This window comes from Leptolyngbya sp. FACHB-60 (assembly GCF_014695775.1).
Taxonomy (GTDB): Bacteria; Cyanobacteriota; Cyanobacteriia; order Phormidesmidales; family Phormidesmidaceae; genus Nodosilinea.
Genome location: NZ_JACJOX010000078.1, coordinates 1 through 17,280 on the forward strand (window position 1 = coordinate 1; position 17,280 = coordinate 17,280).

At 49.6% G+C, this 17,280-nt stretch carries 17 protein-coding genes and 1 pseudogene; 3 read left to right on the forward strand and 15 right to left on the reverse strand.

The features are described from left to right. The coding region (locus H6F57_RS26460) for a transposase (RefSeq protein ID WP_190507635.1) at positions 1-156 on the forward strand (156 nt) is incomplete at its 5' end. A gap of 14 nt (positions 157-170) precedes the next feature. Here H6F57_RS26460 and rsmH read toward each other — a convergent pair. After that, positions 171-1,043 (reverse strand): 16S rRNA (cytosine(1402)-N(4))-methyltransferase RsmH, encoded by an 873-nt coding sequence (gene rsmH, locus H6F57_RS26465; RefSeq protein WP_190507637.1) that lies wholly within the window; start codon positions 1,041-1,043, stop codon positions 171-173. A gap of 100 nt (positions 1,044-1,143) precedes the next feature. On the opposite strand from rsmH, the gene H6F57_RS26470 reads away from it, so the two are divergent. Next, positions 1,144-2,328 (forward strand): NAD(P)H-quinone oxidoreductase subunit H, encoded by a 1,185-nt coding sequence (locus tag H6F57_RS26470; RefSeq protein WP_190507639.1) that lies wholly within the window; start codon positions 1,144-1,146, stop codon positions 2,326-2,328. 135 nt (positions 2,329-2,463) lie between these two features. Beyond that, positions 2,464-3,195 (forward strand): glycoside hydrolase family protein, encoded by a 732-nt coding sequence (locus tag H6F57_RS26475; protein ID WP_199290054.1) that lies wholly within the window; start codon positions 2,464-2,466, stop codon positions 3,193-3,195. 152 nt (positions 3,196-3,347) lie between these two features. Here H6F57_RS26475 and H6F57_RS28180 read toward each other — a convergent pair. The 14 genes and pseudogenes from H6F57_RS28180 to H6F57_RS26545 form a co-directional block, all read right to left on the reverse strand. Next, a pseudogene (locus tag H6F57_RS28180) lies at positions 3,348-3,788 on the reverse strand (transposase); the annotation flags it as partial. A gap of 1,120 nt (positions 3,789-4,908) precedes the next feature. Further along, on the reverse strand, positions 4,909-6,321 hold the full coding sequence (locus tag H6F57_RS26485; protein ID WP_190507643.1) for a mercuric reductase: 1,413 nt from the start codon (positions 6,319-6,321) through the stop codon (positions 4,909-4,911). A gap of 24 nt (positions 6,322-6,345) precedes the next feature. Next, positions 6,346-7,173 carry an SDR family oxidoreductase gene (locus H6F57_RS26490; RefSeq protein ID WP_190507646.1) on the reverse strand — a complete coding sequence of 276 codons (828 nt, stop codon included), beginning with the start codon at positions 7,171-7,173 and terminating at the stop codon, positions 6,346-6,348. Positions 7,174-7,275: 102 nt separating this feature from the next. Then, positions 7,276-7,920, reverse strand: coding sequence for a cysteine hydrolase (locus H6F57_RS26495; protein ID WP_190507647.1), 645 nt, complete (start codon positions 7,918-7,920; stop codon positions 7,276-7,278). A gap of 179 nt (positions 7,921-8,099) precedes the next feature. Beyond that, positions 8,100-8,825, reverse strand: a complete 726-nt coding sequence (locus H6F57_RS26500; RefSeq protein ID WP_347275999.1) for an alpha/beta hydrolase — start codon at positions 8,823-8,825, stop codon at positions 8,100-8,102. Between the two features lie 252 nt (positions 8,826-9,077). Further along, positions 9,078-9,773, reverse strand: a complete 696-nt coding sequence (locus H6F57_RS26505) for a dienelactone hydrolase family protein (RefSeq protein ID WP_190507651.1) — start codon at positions 9,771-9,773, stop codon at positions 9,078-9,080. Positions 9,774-10,066: 293 nt separating this feature from the next. Continuing rightward, positions 10,067-10,891 (reverse strand): alpha/beta hydrolase, encoded by an 825-nt coding sequence (locus H6F57_RS26510; protein WP_190507654.1) that lies wholly within the window; start codon positions 10,889-10,891, stop codon positions 10,067-10,069. 119 nt (positions 10,892-11,010) lie between these two features. Beyond that, positions 11,011-11,760, reverse strand: coding sequence for an SDR family oxidoreductase (locus tag H6F57_RS26515; RefSeq protein ID WP_190507656.1), 750 nt, complete (start codon positions 11,758-11,760; stop codon positions 11,011-11,013). Positions 11,761-11,875: 115 nt separating this feature from the next. Next, positions 11,876-12,745 (reverse strand): alpha/beta hydrolase, encoded by an 870-nt coding sequence (locus tag H6F57_RS26520; protein ID WP_190507658.1) that lies wholly within the window; start codon positions 12,743-12,745, stop codon positions 11,876-11,878. 57 nt (positions 12,746-12,802) lie between these two features. Further along, entirely contained in the window at positions 12,803-13,429 is a 627-nt protein-coding gene (locus tag H6F57_RS26525) for an MOSC domain-containing protein (RefSeq protein ID WP_190507660.1), read from the reverse strand. Positions 13,430-13,506: 77 nt separating this feature from the next. Continuing rightward, positions 13,507-13,944, reverse strand: a complete 438-nt coding sequence (locus H6F57_RS26530; RefSeq protein ID WP_190507661.1) for a cupin domain-containing protein — start codon at positions 13,942-13,944, stop codon at positions 13,507-13,509. Positions 13,945-13,983: 39 nt separating this feature from the next. Next, complete coding sequence (locus H6F57_RS26535) at positions 13,984-15,540, reverse strand: GMC family oxidoreductase N-terminal domain-containing protein (RefSeq protein WP_190507663.1); 1,557 nt, start codon at positions 15,538-15,540, stop codon at positions 13,984-13,986. A 140-nt stretch (positions 15,541-15,680) separates the two neighbouring features. After that, entirely contained in the window at positions 15,681-16,427 is a 747-nt protein-coding gene (locus H6F57_RS26540) for a response regulator transcription factor (RefSeq protein WP_190507671.1), read from the reverse strand. A 123-nt stretch (positions 16,428-16,550) separates the two neighbouring features. Continuing rightward, the gene (locus tag H6F57_RS26545; protein WP_242043007.1) at positions 16,551-17,150 is read right to left on the reverse strand and encodes a DsbA family protein; all 600 of its coding nucleotides are present in this window, start codon (positions 17,148-17,150) and stop codon (positions 16,551-16,553) included. Between the last annotated feature and the right edge of the window lie 130 nt (positions 17,151-17,280).

The following is a 17,280-nucleotide window of genomic DNA, read 5'->3' on the forward strand; positions in this document are numbered from 1 at the left end:
GACTATGACCAGGAGTTATACAAAGCACGGCATCTAATTGAGAACTTCTTTGCCAAGCTTAAGCAGTATCGAGCGATTGCTACCCGCTACGATAAGCTCGCAGAAACCTTTCTTAGTGCAATCTACATGGCGGCTGTCGTGATTTGGCTTAATTGATGACACGCCCTAGGCTACAGCGCAATAACGCGCTCAGCCACCCGCAGCTTGGCCGAGCGGGCCCGGGGGTTCAGACTCACTTCGGTTTCGGTGGCAATTACGGGTTTTTTGGTGATTACTTTTAGATCGGGAGAGTCTTTTAGGGTGTGCTTAACCAGGCGATCTTCCAAACTATGGAAACTGATAATCACCAGCCGTCCACCGGGAGTTAACCAGGTGGGGGCAACCTTCAGCAGGGTTTCTAATACCTTTAACTCCTGGTTGACTGCAATTCGCAGTGCCTGAAAGGTGCGAGTAGCCGGATGAATCCGACCGTAGCGATAGCTGCGCGGCACGCAGTAAGAGATGGCCTCGGCCAGATCGGTGGTGGTCTGCCAGGGGCGCTGGTCAACAATTTTGCGGGCAATGCGACGAGAAAGGCGCTCTTCACCGTAGTTGTAGATCAAGTTGGCCAGCTCAGTTTCATCCCAATGGTTGACGATGTCGGCGGCGGTGAGGTCTTGGCGCGGATCCATGCGCATGTCGAGGGGAGCGGTTTGACGAAAGCTAAAGCCGCGATCGCCCACATCGAGCTGCACCGAGCTCACCCCCAGGTCGGCCAAAACACCGTCGAATAGATTTCCGGCGGGGTTGTAGTCGGCAAAATTGCCGTGCCACAAAGAAACTCTGTCACCAAACTCGGCCAGATTGGCCTGAGTCGCCGCGATCGCCGCCGCATCCTGATCCACCGCCACCACCTTCACGGTTGGGTCAGCTTCAAGCATCAGCCGACTGTGGCCACCGCCACCGGCAGTCGCGTCTAAATACCGCCCACCAGGCTGAATGTTAAGCCCTTCGATCACCGCCTCAGGCAGCACCGGCACATGATGAAACTCTGGCTCTGCCATCAGTAATCTCAATCCCTGCTTCTGTATGCCAACTGAGGCGATACCCATTAAGATACTCAAAGATACAGCAGAACTAGATTTTGACGATTGGGTAGCCCCTATGTCGATTATTGAAACTAAGACCGAACCCATGGTGCTCAACATGGGGCCCCACCATCCCTCCATGCACGGGGTGCTGCGGTTAATTGTCACCCTCGACGGCGAAGACGTGCTCGACTGCGAGCCGGTGATTGGCTACCTGCACCGAGGCATGGAGAAAATCGCCGAAAACCGTACCAACCTTATGTTTGTGCCCTACGTGAGCCGGTGGGACTACGCGGAGGGTATGTTTAATGAAGCGATTACCGTCAACGCCCCTGAAAAGCTGGCCAACATCGAAGTACCCAAGCGGGCCAGCTACATTCGCGTCATCATGCTGGAGCTCAACCGCATTGCCAACCACCTACTGTGGCTTGGCCCCTTTCTAGCTGACGTCGGCGCTCAGACCCCTTTCTTCTACATCTTCCGCGAGCGCGAGATGATCTATGACCTGTGGGAAGCCGCTACCGGTTACCGCATGGTCAACAACAACTACTTCCGCATTGGCGGCGTGGCCGCTGACCTGCCCTATGGCTGGCTCGACAAGTGCCTCGACTTTTGCGACTACTTTTTGCCCAAGGTCGACGAGTACGAAAAGTTAATTACCAACAACCCCATCTTTCGCCGCCGAATTGAGGGCATTGGCACCATTACCCGCGACGAAGCGATCTCCTGGGGGCTGTCAGGCCCAATGCTGCGTGGCTCTGGCGTCAAGTGGGATCTCCGCAAGGTCGATCACTACGAGTGCTACGACGACTTCGATTGGGACGTGCATTACGAAACCGCTGGCGACTGCATGGCTCGCTACCAGGTGCGCATTCGCGAAATGCGGGAATCTGTCAAAATTTTGCGGCAGGCCTGTGCCCAAATTCCGGGCGGCCCCTTTGAGAACCTTGAGGCCAAGCGCATGGCCGAAGGCCCGAAATCAGAGTGGAACAATTTTGACTACCAGTTCATTGGCAAAAAAATTGCCCCTACCTTCAAAATCCCTGCGGGCGAGCACTACGTCCGAGTGGAAACCGGCAAAGGCGAGATGGGCATCTTTCTCATCGGCAATGACAGTATCTTCCCCTCGCGCTGGAAGATCCGCGCCCCGGACTTTGTCAATCTGCAAATCTTGCCCCACCTACTGAAGGGGGTGAAGGTGGCCGATATTATGGCCATTCTAGGCAGTATCGACATCATTATGGGGTCGGTAGATCGCTAGGGGCCGCACCCCGGCTCAGGTTTCTGGGCCGATGAGCTACCATTGCAATGGCTTAGACTTGCCCTGTCTAAAGGGCAGTGGAGGGCGCTTGTCCTACCTCTGCGCTGGGTGCATCTAGCCCCCTGTTCCTGAATCATGCCGCTGCCTGTGACCTCACTGCCCTCCAGCCCCTCTCCTACCCTCGCCCGGCAGCGCCGGATTCAGAAGGCAAAGCAGCGGCGAGCGCTGTTTATTGCCCTGCTGCTGCTAGGGGTGGGGTTTGTGGGCGTGCGATCGCTGCCCTATCCCTCGTTGCGGCAGATTCAAGAGACCGTATGGGTCAGCCATCCTGAGCCACTGGCCATGTCGGGGGGCGACCCCTACATTCGCGCCCTGATGCGCACGATTTCTGCCGCCGAGTCAAACACCAATCAGCCCTACAATGTGCTTTACGGCGGCAACCTCGTGCCGCAGCTCAACCGCCATCCCAACATCTGCGTTGAGATTGTAGCGGGGCCAAATCAGGGGCACTGCACCACTGCTGCCGGGCGCTACCAGTTTTTAACCGGCACCTGGCAAGAAAAAGCCCGCCAGTATCATCCCAAGGCTTCTAGCTGGTTTAGCGCCTGGGGCGACTACAGCTTTGACCCCGAATCGCAAGATCTGGTGGTCTACTACTGGCTCAGAGACACCTCTGCCTGGAATTTGGATATTCCTAACGCCCTACGGGACGATCGCCTAGATGAAGTGTTGCGCCGCCTCTCGGGCACCTGGACCAGTTTGGGTTATGGCATCGAGTCAAACAGCATGACTGCTCGACTGCCGCGCATTTACGAAAACCTACTTCAGGAAGAGCTGACGCGGTCGTCCTCTGGGCAGCTGCCCTAGGGATTATTCGTCAAAAGACAGCTGCCCCCTTGGTATGTTTATACCGAGGGGGCAGGGTGACTCAACTTTAACTTTGCCAAAGAGAATTACAACATCAAGGGCTACCATTCCGCAAGGAACCAGCTGATTTTGCGAATGTTTCGTTCAACCCTTTAAGACTGGCCAAAGTCAGCTTTGCTGCGGTTCTCATTGCGCAGCTGATGTAAGTCAGCCTTATAGAGATTTGCAATCCAGAGTTTCTTAAAATCGACCTTGTTGAGGGTTCCAGATCCTAGTTTTGCGAAAGCGGCTTTGTCGCGGTTCTCGTTACGCAAGGGACTACGGTGACGCGAATGCTCGATTTGGCAGAGGTTTTTGAGTGGGTCATTGGCCGTCTCGATAATCAGACGCTTGCGCAGCAAGATCTCGTCGAGCAGCGGCATCAGGGCGTTTTTCATGTCCTTGCGCCGTTTGGTAATCAGTTCTAAGCCACGCTCAAAGAGCGACTCAAAGAATGTCTGCGAAATATACCCTTGGTCTCTAAACAGCCTGCCGACTAGGTTTTTGGTCATCTCGGGAACCGGCTTGCGGTCATCGGTATTGCCCGGCGTCAAGGGTTTTCAAAAATGTGTCAGGCAGAAACGTTAGGCTGCGTCGCACAAATCCTGAATCCACTGTCTCAAAGTACTGTCGATCGCAGCGTAGTCAGCTCAACTTAGGAGCGTGGTGTGGAGTGAGCGCACAGCATCTCGATCTCGCCTTCTGCCCAAAACCCAAATTGAGCCCTAGATGACGCAGCCCTTAGCCCATCCAATTGTAGCCACTGGAAAATCGCGATCGCTTTATCAGAACGGGGGGCAGTAATCGCCAGTATTCTGTCACTGCTGTTTTACGACAGCAATACATCCTGATGACACTTTATTTGTCATCAGGATGTATTGCTGATGTTCCTTAATCAGCTTCAAAGACGGGGCAACGAACGTATCCCTTTCTGCTGCATAATGTTTTCCCTCTCGCTTGACGAGGTTTCAAGCCTTTCACGCACTTATATCAGGCAGTCAGCCCATGTACTTCACCCATTCGAGAATCGCTATAGAAGACTGAAGATTTGTACTCTTGACAGCATTGATTTAGCGCTGCAACAGATATCAGCTCATGACACAGGATACAGCCATTTACGAAATAGTTGAGTTAGGTGCGGCATGATGAAATAAGTGAGCAGGACAACACTGAATCCCGTACTGATCAGTTGCTTGAGCAATGCAGGAAATTCGGACAGTAGTGATGCTAGCAAACGATCTGGGATAGGAAGCATGAGAAATACACCTAACCATGTCACTAACACCATCTTGTAGCGAGGAGGTGAAACTATCAGTTTATTTGAAAGCGTGAACCAAGTTTCTAGCCCAGTCAGGGTTTGAACATTCTCAGGTTTTTCAATTAATGGCTACAATCTCGCAATCCATTCCTGTCGGATATCAGATTCCATCCAAACTTTAAGGTTGCTGTACTGATCAAACTTGACAACTACCACGTACTCAGGGTGAGCATGATCCCAGTGCCGGATCATATTGACGCCTAGATGTCCTTTGAATTTGTGAGCATCTGTAGCAATTTTCTTCAAAAGGCGAGAGCAGGCAATCGTGCACCACCCAGACTTGCATCAAGATGGAGAATGTGTGCCTGGAATTAACTTCAAGTGATGAATCAAGGCTTCAGAGAAGATAAACCTTTTTACAGCTTCGAGAACAGCAGATTTAACCCCTCGGTCATTGTGGGATGAGTTAACACACCATCTCGCAGAACGGTATAAGGCATCTTCGCTTGCATTATCATCTGCACCGTCGAAATCACTTCACCCGCTTCATGACACAACAGTGAGCAACCAAGAATTTTACCTGTCTCGGTGTCCACGATCGCCTTCAGCAAGCCATCAGTTTGCCCTAATGTTCGCGCTCTGGGAATTGCTGAAGCATCCAGTTTTGCCACGCGATAAGCATAACCTTGTTGCCATGCTTCGGTTTCGGTTAGACCCACATGAGCCAGTTCTGGATCGATAAAAAGACACGACGGAATCAAGCGATCGCGCGTACTGCGGTTACCGCCATCAATTAGATTTGCTTTGACGATGCGGTAATCATCGAGCGATACATGGGTATATTGTGGTCCTCCATTAATATCGCCTAATGCCCAAATTCCCGGTATGTTGGTCTCCAGGCGATCGTTGACTGGGATAAATCCATAGGCATCGATTGCTACACCAGCAGCGGCTAAATTTAGAGTTTCAGTGGTAGGCACACGCCCAACAGCGACAAGCAGATGTGAACCCTGAAGAGTTATTTTCTGGTCAGCGACTTGAATTTGTAGCTCAGTTGCATTACCAGCGCGATTCTCCAAAGGAGACGCTTCGCGAACGACTCTTAACACCTTTGCCTTTAGCAGGAATTCAATACCGTCTCGTTCTAAAAGTGCTTGAACGGCGATCGCAATATCAGGGTCTTGCTGTGACAGAATTTGCTCACCTTGCCCAATTACAGTAATGCGAGATCCAAAACGCCGAAACATCTGGGCAAATTCCAAACCAATGTAGCCGCTACCGAGAACGATCAAATGTTCTGGCAGATGTTCTAGCTCCATGATCGATTCGCTAGTCAAGAAACCAACTTCTTTGAGTCCAGGCACCGATGGAATTGACGGTCTTGTACCTGTATTGATAAAGAAGCGTTCTGCGGTGAGGTGCCGGGTTTTACCTTCGGCGGTTGTCACTTCGATTGTTTTGGGCGCAATGAATTGTCCTGTTCCAATAATCAGGTTGTGACCTAAAGCAGTTTCTAGGTTGTGCAAATTCATGTCACGCATGGATTGGACAACCGTTCGTTTGCGTTGAATCACGGCGACTAAAGTAACGGTGAGTGCATCGGTTTTAACTCCATACGTAGCACTATTTCGCACTGCATTTGCAACGTGAGCACTCGCTACCATTGTTTTTGTGGGAATGCAGGCAACGTTGATGCACCCGCCACCAATCATGGTTAAGCTGCATTCAACCAATGCTGTTTTCCGTCCGTCAGCAACTAGCGCTGGTGCAAGTGTTTTACCTGCTTTACCGCCGCCAATAATAATGTCGTCGTAGTACTCAGAATTCATACTTACATTACCTAACGTGAGCGGTCATTTAGTGCCAAAGTGAGTTCGCATGAAGGCAATATATTCATCCTCAGAGGTTTCCCGTCTCGCCTTGATCATCGATTGAATGTCGTCCGTTGCTACGTAGCGCAAACGATTTGTGCCATCGGTTGCTGCCTGGTAAATTACCTTTGCAACATCCTCCTCTGTGGCTTGGCGCGCGTCGCGGAGGCTCTCAAAGACGGCGTTGGTGTGAGTGACGAAGCGCTCATAGTCAGGAATTGCACTATTCTCCACAGTCTCAATGCCGATACGTTGCTCAAACTTCGTGTTTGCGATGCCACCAGGTTCAATGATCTTTACGGCAATATTTTGCGAAGCCAGCTCGTAGGAAAGGGCTTCGCTAAAGCCTTCGAGGGCGAATTTGCTAGCGCAATATAGCGAAAGCATCGGCAGCGTAACTACGCCCGCTCCTGAGCTTATATTGAGAATCAAGCCAGCTTTGTTTTGCCGGAAATGTGGCAGAATTGCACGTGTAACATTCATAACCCCAAAGACGTTGACGTTGAATTGCTCCACTACTTTTTCGGGTGGCGTTGCCTCAAACAGCCCGAAGAGCCCAAAGCCAGCATTGTTGACCAAAGCGTCGATCTGCCCAAAGCGAGCGATCGCAGTCTCAATTGCTGCGGTGATGCTCACGCGATCTTGAACGTCTAAGCGTGTAACCAGTACGTTGGGGATCTGGACAAGTTCTTGTTCTTTCTCCGGATGCCGCATTGTAGCCACAACATTCCAGCCTTCGTGAGCAAAAAGGCGTGCAGTGGCTTTGCCCAATCCAGAGGAGGTTCCCGTGATCAGAATGGTTTTTGCCATATTTGTTTCAAATGCTTCTCTTTAGCAACGATGGTTGCCATTAAGGGTTTAGAGGTTAGATTTTGTTTCTCTACCCGACCTACGATTTTGGCTTTGGGGCTACTACATGGCCTTTACAATTTCATCTGTAGACATAACTGCATTGGCGATATATCCAAAATTGATCAGTGCCGCTTTGTAGCCGTCGCCCAGGTCTGGATGCCGAGGGGCAGCCGTTGCATCTTTGACGACGAGCACCTCAAATCCTTGCTCGATTAAGTCGCGCAAGTGAGCTTCAACACAGATGTTGGCTAGCATTCCAAGCAAAATGACTTTGCAGATATTTCGCTTACGCAGTTGCAAAACGAGGTCGTTGCTCTGTGGTCCATAGGCTTTATGGGGACTGACCACGATCGTTTTGCCATCCTCAATGAAGGGCTTGTAGCGATCGAGCCAGTCAGCACCAGACCCTAAGAAGCCGTCAAGGCTCAATGCACCACTGCGATCGAACTCTTTAGACTCCAACATTATCCGCTCTACCGTTCCAGCAAAATTCCAGCCATAGTCGGTAGGGTAGTAATAGTGGGGGGAGATAAAGACTTCAAAGTCAGCTTGCTTGGCAACCTTGAAGACTCGCTCAATGTTTTCGACAGTCTTGTTCTCCTTAACACTGTCACTCACCAAATCCCAGGAAACACCTGTTTCGCTCAAAACATCGTTTTGTGGATCGATAACGACCACTGCGGTGTCAGTCTTGTTAATGTTCATTGTTTTTTCTTATCTGTTAATTTTCACGCTTCGGATTGTTAAAAACCACCATCTGAGCGGCACTTCCCCGGTAATCCAGTTTGAGTCGGAGAACGCAAACTGGATAGCCGCTCTCCAATGGGATTCAAAGCAGTTGCGAAAAGACGAGTTCCATACATCCGCAACGTGTTTATGCTTCTCTAGTTATCAGCCGCAGCGTGTTCGATAAGCTCGACAACGGCATCTGGATGGGAAACCATCACCACATGTGATGCACCACGCACCACGACCGTTTCCTTTGAGTTAGCGCGCTCCGCCATGAAAGCCTGCGCTGCTGCGGGAATGTTTAAGTCGCGCTCGCCATAGATAAACCAGGACGGGATAGACTTCCATGCGGGCTCGCCGGAGCCTTCGTTAAGCGCAGCTTCCGTGATCGGACGCTGGGTGCTAGCCATCAACTGCGTGTCTGAGGTGGGCAGATCTGCGGCAAACTGCGCATGGAATTTGTCCTGCTGAATGTATAGGTCTTTGCCGCCATCGGGCAGTTCGACCGGCGGCGCAAGTGTCGGACCAAGCGTGCTGCCGGGATAACGTCCTGAGAGTTCGGCGGCAGTTTCGCCCGTGTCAGGAGCGAAACCGGCAACGTAGACAAGCGCCTTCACGTTCCCGTCGTCATTAACCGCATTGGTAATCACCGCACCTCCGTAGGAATGTCCAACTAGCACGATGAGACCCTCGATGCCACTGAGGACGCTGGCGACATAGTCTGCGTCGCTTTGGACTCCTCGTAGGGGATTAGCTACAGCGATCGTTGGATAACCTTTCGTGATTAGCTCGCTCAATACCCCGTTCCAGCTGGAAGACTCGGCGAACGCGCCGTGGATGAGGACGATGGTGGGCTTGTCTTGTGCACTTGCAGTGTTCATGGTGACTCCTAGAAAAGTAATTACAGTGGTTCCTAAAAAGAGTGCGACGACCAGAAGCAGGCGGATACCCTTCCTGAGGGTGAGCATGTTCATGTTGTGATCTCCTTTGTGTTTGTTTGTCTCGTTGGATGTCGAAAAGACAGTTTCCACATCAATTCAATTGGATACAATGCCCTTCGCCGAGCAGTCGTTCCGTTGAGTTATCAGGGGCAATGCTGCTTTAACTCTCCCGATCAAAGGAGGAAACCTTTCCTACTTGAGGTGCAACTTGAAGAAGTCAGTGGTTCGACTATTGGCCAAGGTGGCTGCATCCCTGTCGTAGTGAATGCCACGGTGTCGGGCAAAAGCGTGTTTGCAACCTGGGTAGGTAAACACCTGAGCAGTTGCAGCGTCTTTTAGCGTTTCGATGATGGACTTTTGCGCATCCTTGGAGATGTACTCATCCTCCTCGCCCAGATGAACCAACAGCGGATTCTTGATATTGTTTACTTCGTCCAGGTGCTTTTCCATGCTGCCACCGTAGTAAACGACAGAGGCATCAGCACTCCTGCGCGCCGTCGTGATAAAGCTCATCAGACCGCCAAGACAGTAGCCCATTAATCCAACTTTTCCGTTGGTGCCAGGCAGCGATCGCGCCGTCTCCATTGTCGAAGCAATATCTGCAACGCCAGTGTCATAGTTGAAGGCTGTGTAGAGGGCAAAGCCCTTTTCCCATTCAGCCTCGGATTGATCCGACATATCAACACCTGGCTCCATCCGCCAGAACAAGTCTGGACTCACAGCGATATATCCCTGCAAAGCGAGTTCGTCACAGGTGTCTCGGATATCAGCATTGACACCAAAAAGTTCCTGAATGACAACGATCGCTGGTGCTGGTAGGACATCCGGATGCGCTACATAAGACTGAAAAGTTCCGTCATGGGTATCCACGGTGATGTATTTGCTCATGCATTTCTCCTAGTGAGAACATTTCTCATAACCGACCGAATTATTTCAAAATTGATCTGATCCAAGCCAAAGAGGACCATAGTGATGCACAACTTTTCACCAGTAATACAGGCGAAATCAAAAGCACCGATTCCCTTAGAAGCACGTGTCACAATTGCGATTTTCCGTCTAGTTTATTCACGGTTGCGAATCCTATGGCGGTTAGGTTCAAAGCAGCCAGCTGTAACAAATGCGATTAGACGAAAATGATCATTCGATCGTTAACAGCAACGTCTCATCTCAACAATTCAGCACTAGGACTTAAGAAATGCCAGCAGATCGGCATTGAGTTCATCCCTACTGGTGTCGCCCAGGCTATGCGACCCACCAGGATAAATTTTCAAAATTGAATCTTTGACAAGCTTTGCAGACAGGGGAGCAGAAGCTCCAATCGGCACGATCTGATCATCATCGCCATGAAGGATTAGCGTCGGCACGTCAAACTTCTTCAAGTCCTCGGTAAAGTCTGTTTCCGAAAACGCTTTGATGCAGTCATATCCGTTCTTGTGACCAGACATCATGCCCTGCATCCACCAGGCGTTGATCAGCCCTTGAGAGACTTTGGCCCCCGGTCGATTGAAGCCGAAGAACGGACCACTCGCCACATCCAGAAAGAACTGCGATCGGTCTGCCAAAAACGCCTCCCGAAAGCCGTCAAAGACCTCAATGGGTAGCCCACCCGGATTTGCCTCCGTTTTAAGCATGATTGGGGGCACTGCACCCATCAGCACTGCTTTGGCGACACGCGCCGTTCCATGCCGTCCGATGAAGCGCGCCACTTCGCCGCCACCCGTAGAGTGGCCAATCATCACTGCATCTTTCAGATCCAGTGCCTCAAGAAGTTCTGCCAGATCGTCGGCGTAGGTGTCCATGTCATTGCCATTCCACGGTTGGCTTGAGCGTCCATGACCGCGGCGATCGTGCGCGATGCAACGGTAGCCGTGCGAGGCAAGAAAAAACATCTGCGATTCCCAAGCATCGGCGCTGAGGGGCCAACCGTGACTAAAGACAATGGGTTGTCCTGTACCCCAGTCTTTGTAATAGATTTGCGTACCATCTTTAGTCGTAATTGTGCTCATCTGGCTCCTAAACTGAATTAGTCGAACGTTGGCTTGATGACTTGCCTTGCTTGTGACGATGGATCACCCTATTTAGCAACAGCCCGACTGGAGCGTTGCCAACCGCGTCTGGAGCTGCCTTAAATCTGTGCCATGCCGCCATCGACAAACAGCTCGATGCCGCTCACAAAGCTGCTGTCGTCCGAAGCAAGAAAGACAACAGCTTTGGCAATCTCATCGGGCGTGCCGACTCGCCCTAATGGGATATTGGCAGCTTGGCTGGCTACGAATTCCTGCACCTGCTCATCACTCAGTCCCATGAGGTTGTAGCCAGGAGTCGGAACTACGCCGGGGCTAATAGCGTTGACTCGGATCTTGCGATCCTTAAGGTCGAGTATCCAATTTCGGGCAAACGATCGCACGGCGGCTTTAGTTGCACTGTAAACACTAAAGGCCGGAGTGCCTTTGATCGAAGTAATCGAAGCATTCAGAATGATGGAAGCGCCCTCCGGCAACAGAGGCAGTGCCTTCTGCACGGTGAACAGTAAACCTTTAACGTTCGTGTTGAACGTTTTATCAAAATGTTCCTCAGTGATTGATCCAAGTGGGGCGATTTCTCCGCCGCCTGCATTGGCGAAGATCACATCAAGATGTCCTTGCTCTTGCTTGATTGTGGCGAACAGGCGATCGAGGTCTTCCATCTTGGAAGCATCACTCTGAACACCCGTGACGTTTTTACCAATCTCTTTTACGGCAGCGTCCAGTTCAGGCTGACGACGACCCGTGATGAAGACATAGGCACCTTCAGCGGCAAAGTGCTTAGCAGTGGCAAGACCGAGGCCGCTAGTACCGCCGGTGACAAGCGCGACTTTTCCATCTAATTTTTGCATGATGAATCCTGTAGTTGTTTGGGATGGCTGCTAATGCACAACACTGTTTAAGCATGACTGTGGTCATGATGAGGATGAGCCATTGGATGTTTAGGATGGCTCATCCTTCCACTGGTCAGGCAGGAACAGGTTGCAGTCGGGATGCGAGAAATTGAGTGATATAGTTTGCGATCGCCTCTCCTTCCTCTTCTAAAGCAAAATGTCCGGTATCAAGTAAATGGAACTCAACGTCTTCTAGGTCACGCTTGTAGGGATAAGCGCCTTCGGCAGGGAAGATATAGTCGTTCTTGCCCCAAGCAATTAAGGTTGGTGGCTGATATTTGCGGAAATACTCTTGCCACTGTGGATATAACGGTGGGTTCGTACCATAGCTATAAAGCAGCGCCAATTGAATCTCATCATTTCCGGGGCGATCGAGGAAGCGTTGATCCATATTCCAGGTATCCGGACTGATTGCTTCAGGGTTGCGAACACCGTTGGTGTATTGCCACTTCGTTGTTTCCAAAGTGACAAGGTATTTGAGCTTGTCTGCATTCTCAGGTGAGCGGTCTTGCCAATACGCTTTAATCGGCTCCCAAAATTCGCGTAGACCTTCCTCGTAAGCATTTCCGTTTTGAACAATTAAAGCTTGTACTCGCTCTGGATACTTAGCAGCAATGCGATAGCCGATCGGAGCACCATAATCCATCACATAGAGGCTGTATTTTTTGAGATCGATCGCGGTAATAAATTTCTCCATGATCTCAGCTAAGTGATCAAAGGTGTAATCAAACTCATTCACGGTTGGCATCGAACTGTTGCCGTAACCAGGGTAATCAGGGGCAACCAGATGAAATTGATCAGCCAGCGCAGAAATTAAATCTCGAAACATATGAGAGGAAGTTGGGAAGCCATGTAATAGCAAAATTGTTGGATTCTTACGAGAGCCTGCTTCTCGATAAAAGATATCTAGACCATCGATCGAAACTGTGCGAAAAGTAGTCATTCCGCTACTCCTTGTAATTGTATAAGTGATGCAATTGTGGTGTGCAATCAACACACGCTACCGCTGAAAGTAGTCACGCCAGCTCTTGGGTAAAGCTTCAAGTTGGGCGGCGCGGTGAAGTAGCTCTGGATTATCATCCGCATCAACATAAAGTTGAGTAATATCGGCAACTGTGATATTGTTTTCATCCCGGCTTACCAACTCTAGAGTGTCTCCAGTTCCGACTTCACCCTCTTGCAATACACGAAAGTAAAACCCTGTGCGACGACTAGCGAGAAATCGCTTCACCATATCTGATCGTCCAAACCGAATTCCCAGTTTGTAGCAAGGCATCCGAGGCTGAGTCACCATGAGTTTGACGGTGCCAATCTGAAAGTGATCGCCAATGTTCACGTCGTCTTCTCTCAGTCCAGTGGTTGTGAAATTTTCACCAAAGTTGCCTATTGTTAGCTCTGTGTCAGGTAATTCACCACGCCAGTAGTCATAATGCTCGAATGGATAAACATAGACTGCTTTGTCTGCTCCGCCATGAACCGTTAAATCTGCTTGCCGATCGCCGTCTAAATTGAGCGATCGCACCATCACGCGATCGCTGACTGGCTCTTTAAAAATCCCGGTGGTAACAGTTTTTGCTTTCCAGGTGACTTTACGCGGTAGCCCGACATTAACAGAGATAAGTTTCATCTCCAGCTCCAAACCTTTAAGCGGCATTCTCTGTGAATCGGTTTATTTCTTATGCGGAAAGGTGGCAGGTCATAACCTCAACTGGAAGGTAAATCTCCGGGCGCACCCAGAATTTCATCACCAATCTCAGCAGAAATACGCTCAAACAGTGCCATGTCTGATGGTTCTGCCTCATCCAGCGTCCCCACTGCTGCAATCAATCGAGCAAAGGAACTAGGCGCAGCAACGACCAATCCGCGAGCAGGGCGATCGCCGAGCGCCGCGACAACGTGAGGGGTATATGGAGCAATCAGGAAGCTTTCACCCGCATTCAGTACAACCTTGTTCTCACCTGCCCAGACCGTGAACTCACCTTCCAATACATAGAGTTGCTCGGAATAGCGTGTGTGGCGATGGGGAGGGGTTTGTATGCCCGGTGGAAAGTAGCCTTCGATGAGATCGTACTGTCCTCCAGTTGTAGCGTGATCGGCAATAATATTGAGGTGAGAGCCAAAGAGCCAAAGAGCTTGTGTCACGAGATTGCTCCGTTAATAAACGATTTGTGTGATGAAAAGTTAGTTTGCAATTGCTGAAGGTATTTGCTGTAAAACGTGATCCGAAGCTTTAATTAAATCGGCGGCTTTTTCGCCAATCATGATCGTCGGTGCATTCGTATTGCCTGTGGTGATCGTTGGCATGATAGAAGCATCTACAACGCGCAACCCCTCAAGCCCACGTACTCGTAGTTCAGGGTCTACCACTGCCATTGGGTCAGTGCCCATTTTGCAAGTACCAACCGGATGCCACACTGTACTGCAAGTTTCCCGAACGTAAGCAACGAGTGCTGCATCACTCTGCTTGTCAGCACCCGGAGCAACTTCCCTACCGCGAAACTCATCCAAAGCACTGGCATGAAACAAGTTACGGAGTAACTTAATCCCGACAACAAGCTTTTGCACGTCAGTTTCACATTGGAGAAAGTTCATTTGGATTATCGGCGTGTCCTTGGGGTCGGGGGAACGTAAACTGACACTGCCAATGTTTTGGGGATGGGTTAAACAAACAAAACTTACGAAACCCAAACCAGAATGGGCATAACCAGGCGGTGCCAACAAAACCGGACCGAAGAGAAACTGTAAATCTGGCGCAGCATCCAAAATTCCCTCGGTATGCAAGAGCAAGCCAGCTTCAGCGATACTACTGGTGCTTGCCGCATGTAAATCCTGAGTTGCCTCATATGCTACAGAGACAACAGGGTGGTCTTGGAGATTTTGACCAACACCCGGCAAATCAGCCACTACCGGAATTCCCATCGCTTGCAGGTGTTCTGCATCTCCAATACCAGAAAGCATCAGCAGCTTGGGCGAATCGAACGCGCCAGCACTTAAAATCACTTCCTGGTTAACGCTGGCCTGGTGCAGTGTGCCCTCATGGAGGTACTCCACCCCAACGGTGCGAGTACCCTCAAACAACAGGCGAGTTACCAACGCTCCTGTTGTTACAGTTAAATTAGGACGCTGGAGAATGGGCACAAGAAAGGCAGCAGCAGTACTGTGCCGTTTACCATCCTTGATCGTCAACTGATAGAGCCCTGCTCCTTCCTGCTGCAGGCCGTTCGGATCTGGATTGTGGTCATATCCTAGTGACACTGCTGCGTCTACAAATCGTTGAGATATTACAGCAGGCGCAATGTGATCGGTGACACTCAGCTCTCCATTAACTCCGTGAAATTCGGACGCACCTCGTGAGAAGTGCTCTGATTTCTTAAAGTAGGGCAAAACATCTTGGTAGCTCCAACCGGGGTTGCCTAATTCCTGCCAGTGGTCATAATCACGAGGATGGCCCCGCATATAAATCATGACGTTAATCGAACTGCTGCCGCCCAAAACTTTGCCACGGGGACAAAAGATTGTGCGGCCATTCAGGTAGGGCTCGGGCTCAGAGAAATATGCCCAGTCCACTTCAGAGCCCTGTAGACTGAGACATTCTGCTGGGATGTGAATTTCTGGTTTCGTGTCGGGGCTGCCCGCTTCGAGAAGTAACACGGTTACGTCACTGTCTTGTGTTAGACGGTTAGCGACCACACAACCTGCCGAGCCTGCGCCAACTACAATATAGTCATAGTGAGTCATAAAATCCTCTTTTTCTATTGTTGGCAATAAGGAACGTAGCTAAAAAGGAATGCGAATAAGTTGGCTTAAAAATTATTACTAAAATGCTGCTGAGAAATTAATCTGTTTCAGCGCGTCAGCATTAGTTTAAGCTAGAAAATTTAATTCTGATGGTGTGTGATTCTTAGCACGTAACCAATGCCACGCACTGTGTGAATTAGTTGTTTTGCTCCTTGAGCTTTCAACTTAATTCGCAAATATCGAATATAGACTTCGATAACATTTGAATTCGTAAAGTTTTCGCACCCCCAAACATCATCTAAAATTTGTAAACGGGTCAATACTTGGTTGGGATGCCGCATCAAATATTCTAATAAATCGAACTCTTTGGCAGTCAGTTCAATTTCTCGATTTTCGTAGTAAACCTGTCGTGCCTTCTTGCTGAGAACAAGACGCTCAAATTTTAGAAGGTAAGTCTCTTTCGCCCCTTCTCTTAAGTGTGCTCGAATCCTAGCGATTAGTTCTTCTATAGCAAAAGGCTTGCTAAGACAATCACTAGCTCCTGCATTTAAACCCATGACTCTTTCAGAAACTTGTCCTTCATGAGTTAATACAATAATGGGCACATTGTTATAAGTTGAGCGCAACCGATGACAAAACTCTATGCAGGAGACACCGATAAGAGCCCAGCTAACAATAATTAAATGTGGGTTTGCTTGACGAGCAGCGAGCAAACCGCTGATACCATCCTTAGTTAAGGTGATTTGATATCCTTCACAGTCAAGTTCTTGAATGATTAGTTGAGCAAGTTGATCGTCATTTTCTACTAACAGGATGTTGTAGGTTACTGCGTTCGATACCTCTCTATTAGCGCGATCGCTAGCACGGGGTCGAAAAATAGTTTGCATCATCTTTGCTTAAAGTGTGTTTGTAGGAAAGCTTACTACTTCGCTCATACAGCCATAAGCTAGGCTCCGAATGAATTCAAGGTTTCATCTGTAATTTCGTTGAAAAGTTGAGAAACAGAAAGCTTAATGACTTGCGGTAGTGATAGCTGCTATCAACTGCTCAACATTCCAGCGATCGCGATACCGAATTCCATTGATAAACAAAGCTGGAGCAGTGGTTACTCCACTTTCTAATCCACCTTCAATATCTTGATTGATGCGAGCGACATGTACTTGTTGAGAGAGATCTTGCAGAAGCTGGCAAACGTCAAGTTCTAGGCGATTGGCATATTCAACCAGATAGCCATTGCCCAAGGCCTCCTGCTGAGTGAACAGCATATCGTGCATCTGCCAGAATCGGCCCTGTGCTGCTGCTGCTTCTACTGTCTCCGCTGCTTTTTGAGCTTGAGGATAGGCTGAATACTCGTCAATAAAGTGACGAAACACGACACCGATCCAGTTCTCCCCAGGAAATCTAGAACTAAAATGTTGCTGAATTTCCTGAATTAGCTGATGGAGTTTTCTACACTGAGGGCATTGGTAGTGTCCATACTCTACGAGTATGATTGAGGCGTTGAGTAACCCTTGGTAGTGATCACGTTGTGAGGGTAAAATTAAGAGCTGATCAAAATGACTATTTTCACTCGTTAGATCATTAGACATACTGGCAAAAGGAGTTTTCAAGATATCGAAGGATTGCCATGATCTCTATCTTTAGCTCTCGCCGCCTCCGTTATTTGTATGTCTTTAGCCTATGAGACTAATGCAGATTTGTCGCCAACTCAAAGTTGAGTGAGCGAAGGCATAAAACAAC

Excerpts from the sequence above, each read along its gene's own strand:
- rsmH (WP_190507637.1), bottom strand. The coding sequence starts at position 1,043 with ATGGCAGAGCCAGAGTTTCATCATGTGCCGGTGCTGCCTGAGGCGGTG.
- H6F57_RS26470 (WP_190507639.1), top strand. The coding sequence starts at position 1,144 with ATGTCGATTATTGAAACTAAGACCGAACCCATGGTGCTCAACATGGGG.
- H6F57_RS26475 (WP_199290054.1), top strand. The coding sequence starts at position 2,464 with ATGCCGCTGCCTGTGACCTCACTGCCCTCCAGCCCCTCTCCTACCCTC.
- H6F57_RS26485 (WP_190507643.1), bottom strand. The coding sequence starts at position 6,321 with ATGAATTCTGAGTACTACGACGACATTATTATTGGCGGCGGTAAAGCA.
- H6F57_RS26490 (WP_190507646.1), bottom strand. The coding sequence starts at position 7,173 with ATGGCAAAAACCATTCTGATCACGGGAACCTCCTCTGGATTGGGCAAA.
- H6F57_RS26495 (WP_190507647.1), bottom strand. The coding sequence starts at position 7,920 with ATGAACATTAACAAGACTGACACCGCAGTGGTCGTTATCGATCCACAA.
- H6F57_RS26500 (WP_347275999.1), bottom strand. The coding sequence starts at position 8,825 with ATGAACACTGCAAGTGCACAAGACAAGCCCACCATCGTCCTCATCCAC.
- H6F57_RS26505 (WP_190507651.1), bottom strand. The coding sequence starts at position 9,773 with ATGAGCAAATACATCACCGTGGATACCCATGACGGAACTTTTCAGTCT.
- H6F57_RS26510 (WP_190507654.1), bottom strand. The coding sequence starts at position 10,891 with ATGAGCACAATTACGACTAAAGATGGTACGCAAATCTATTACAAAGAC.
- H6F57_RS26515 (WP_190507656.1), bottom strand. The coding sequence starts at position 11,760 with ATGCAAAAATTAGATGGAAAAGTCGCGCTTGTCACCGGCGGTACTAGC.
- H6F57_RS26520 (WP_190507658.1), bottom strand. The coding sequence starts at position 12,745 with ATGACTACTTTTCGCACAGTTTCGATCGATGGTCTAGATATCTTTTAT.
- H6F57_RS26525 (WP_190507660.1), bottom strand. The coding sequence starts at position 13,429 with ATGAAACTTATCTCTGTTAATGTCGGGCTACCGCGTAAAGTCACCTGG.
- H6F57_RS26535 (WP_190507663.1), bottom strand. The coding sequence starts at position 15,540 with ATGACTCACTATGACTATATTGTAGTTGGCGCAGGCTCGGCAGGTTGT.
- H6F57_RS26540 (WP_190507671.1), bottom strand. The coding sequence starts at position 16,427 with ATGCAAACTATTTTTCGACCCCGTGCTAGCGATCGCGCTAATAGAGAG.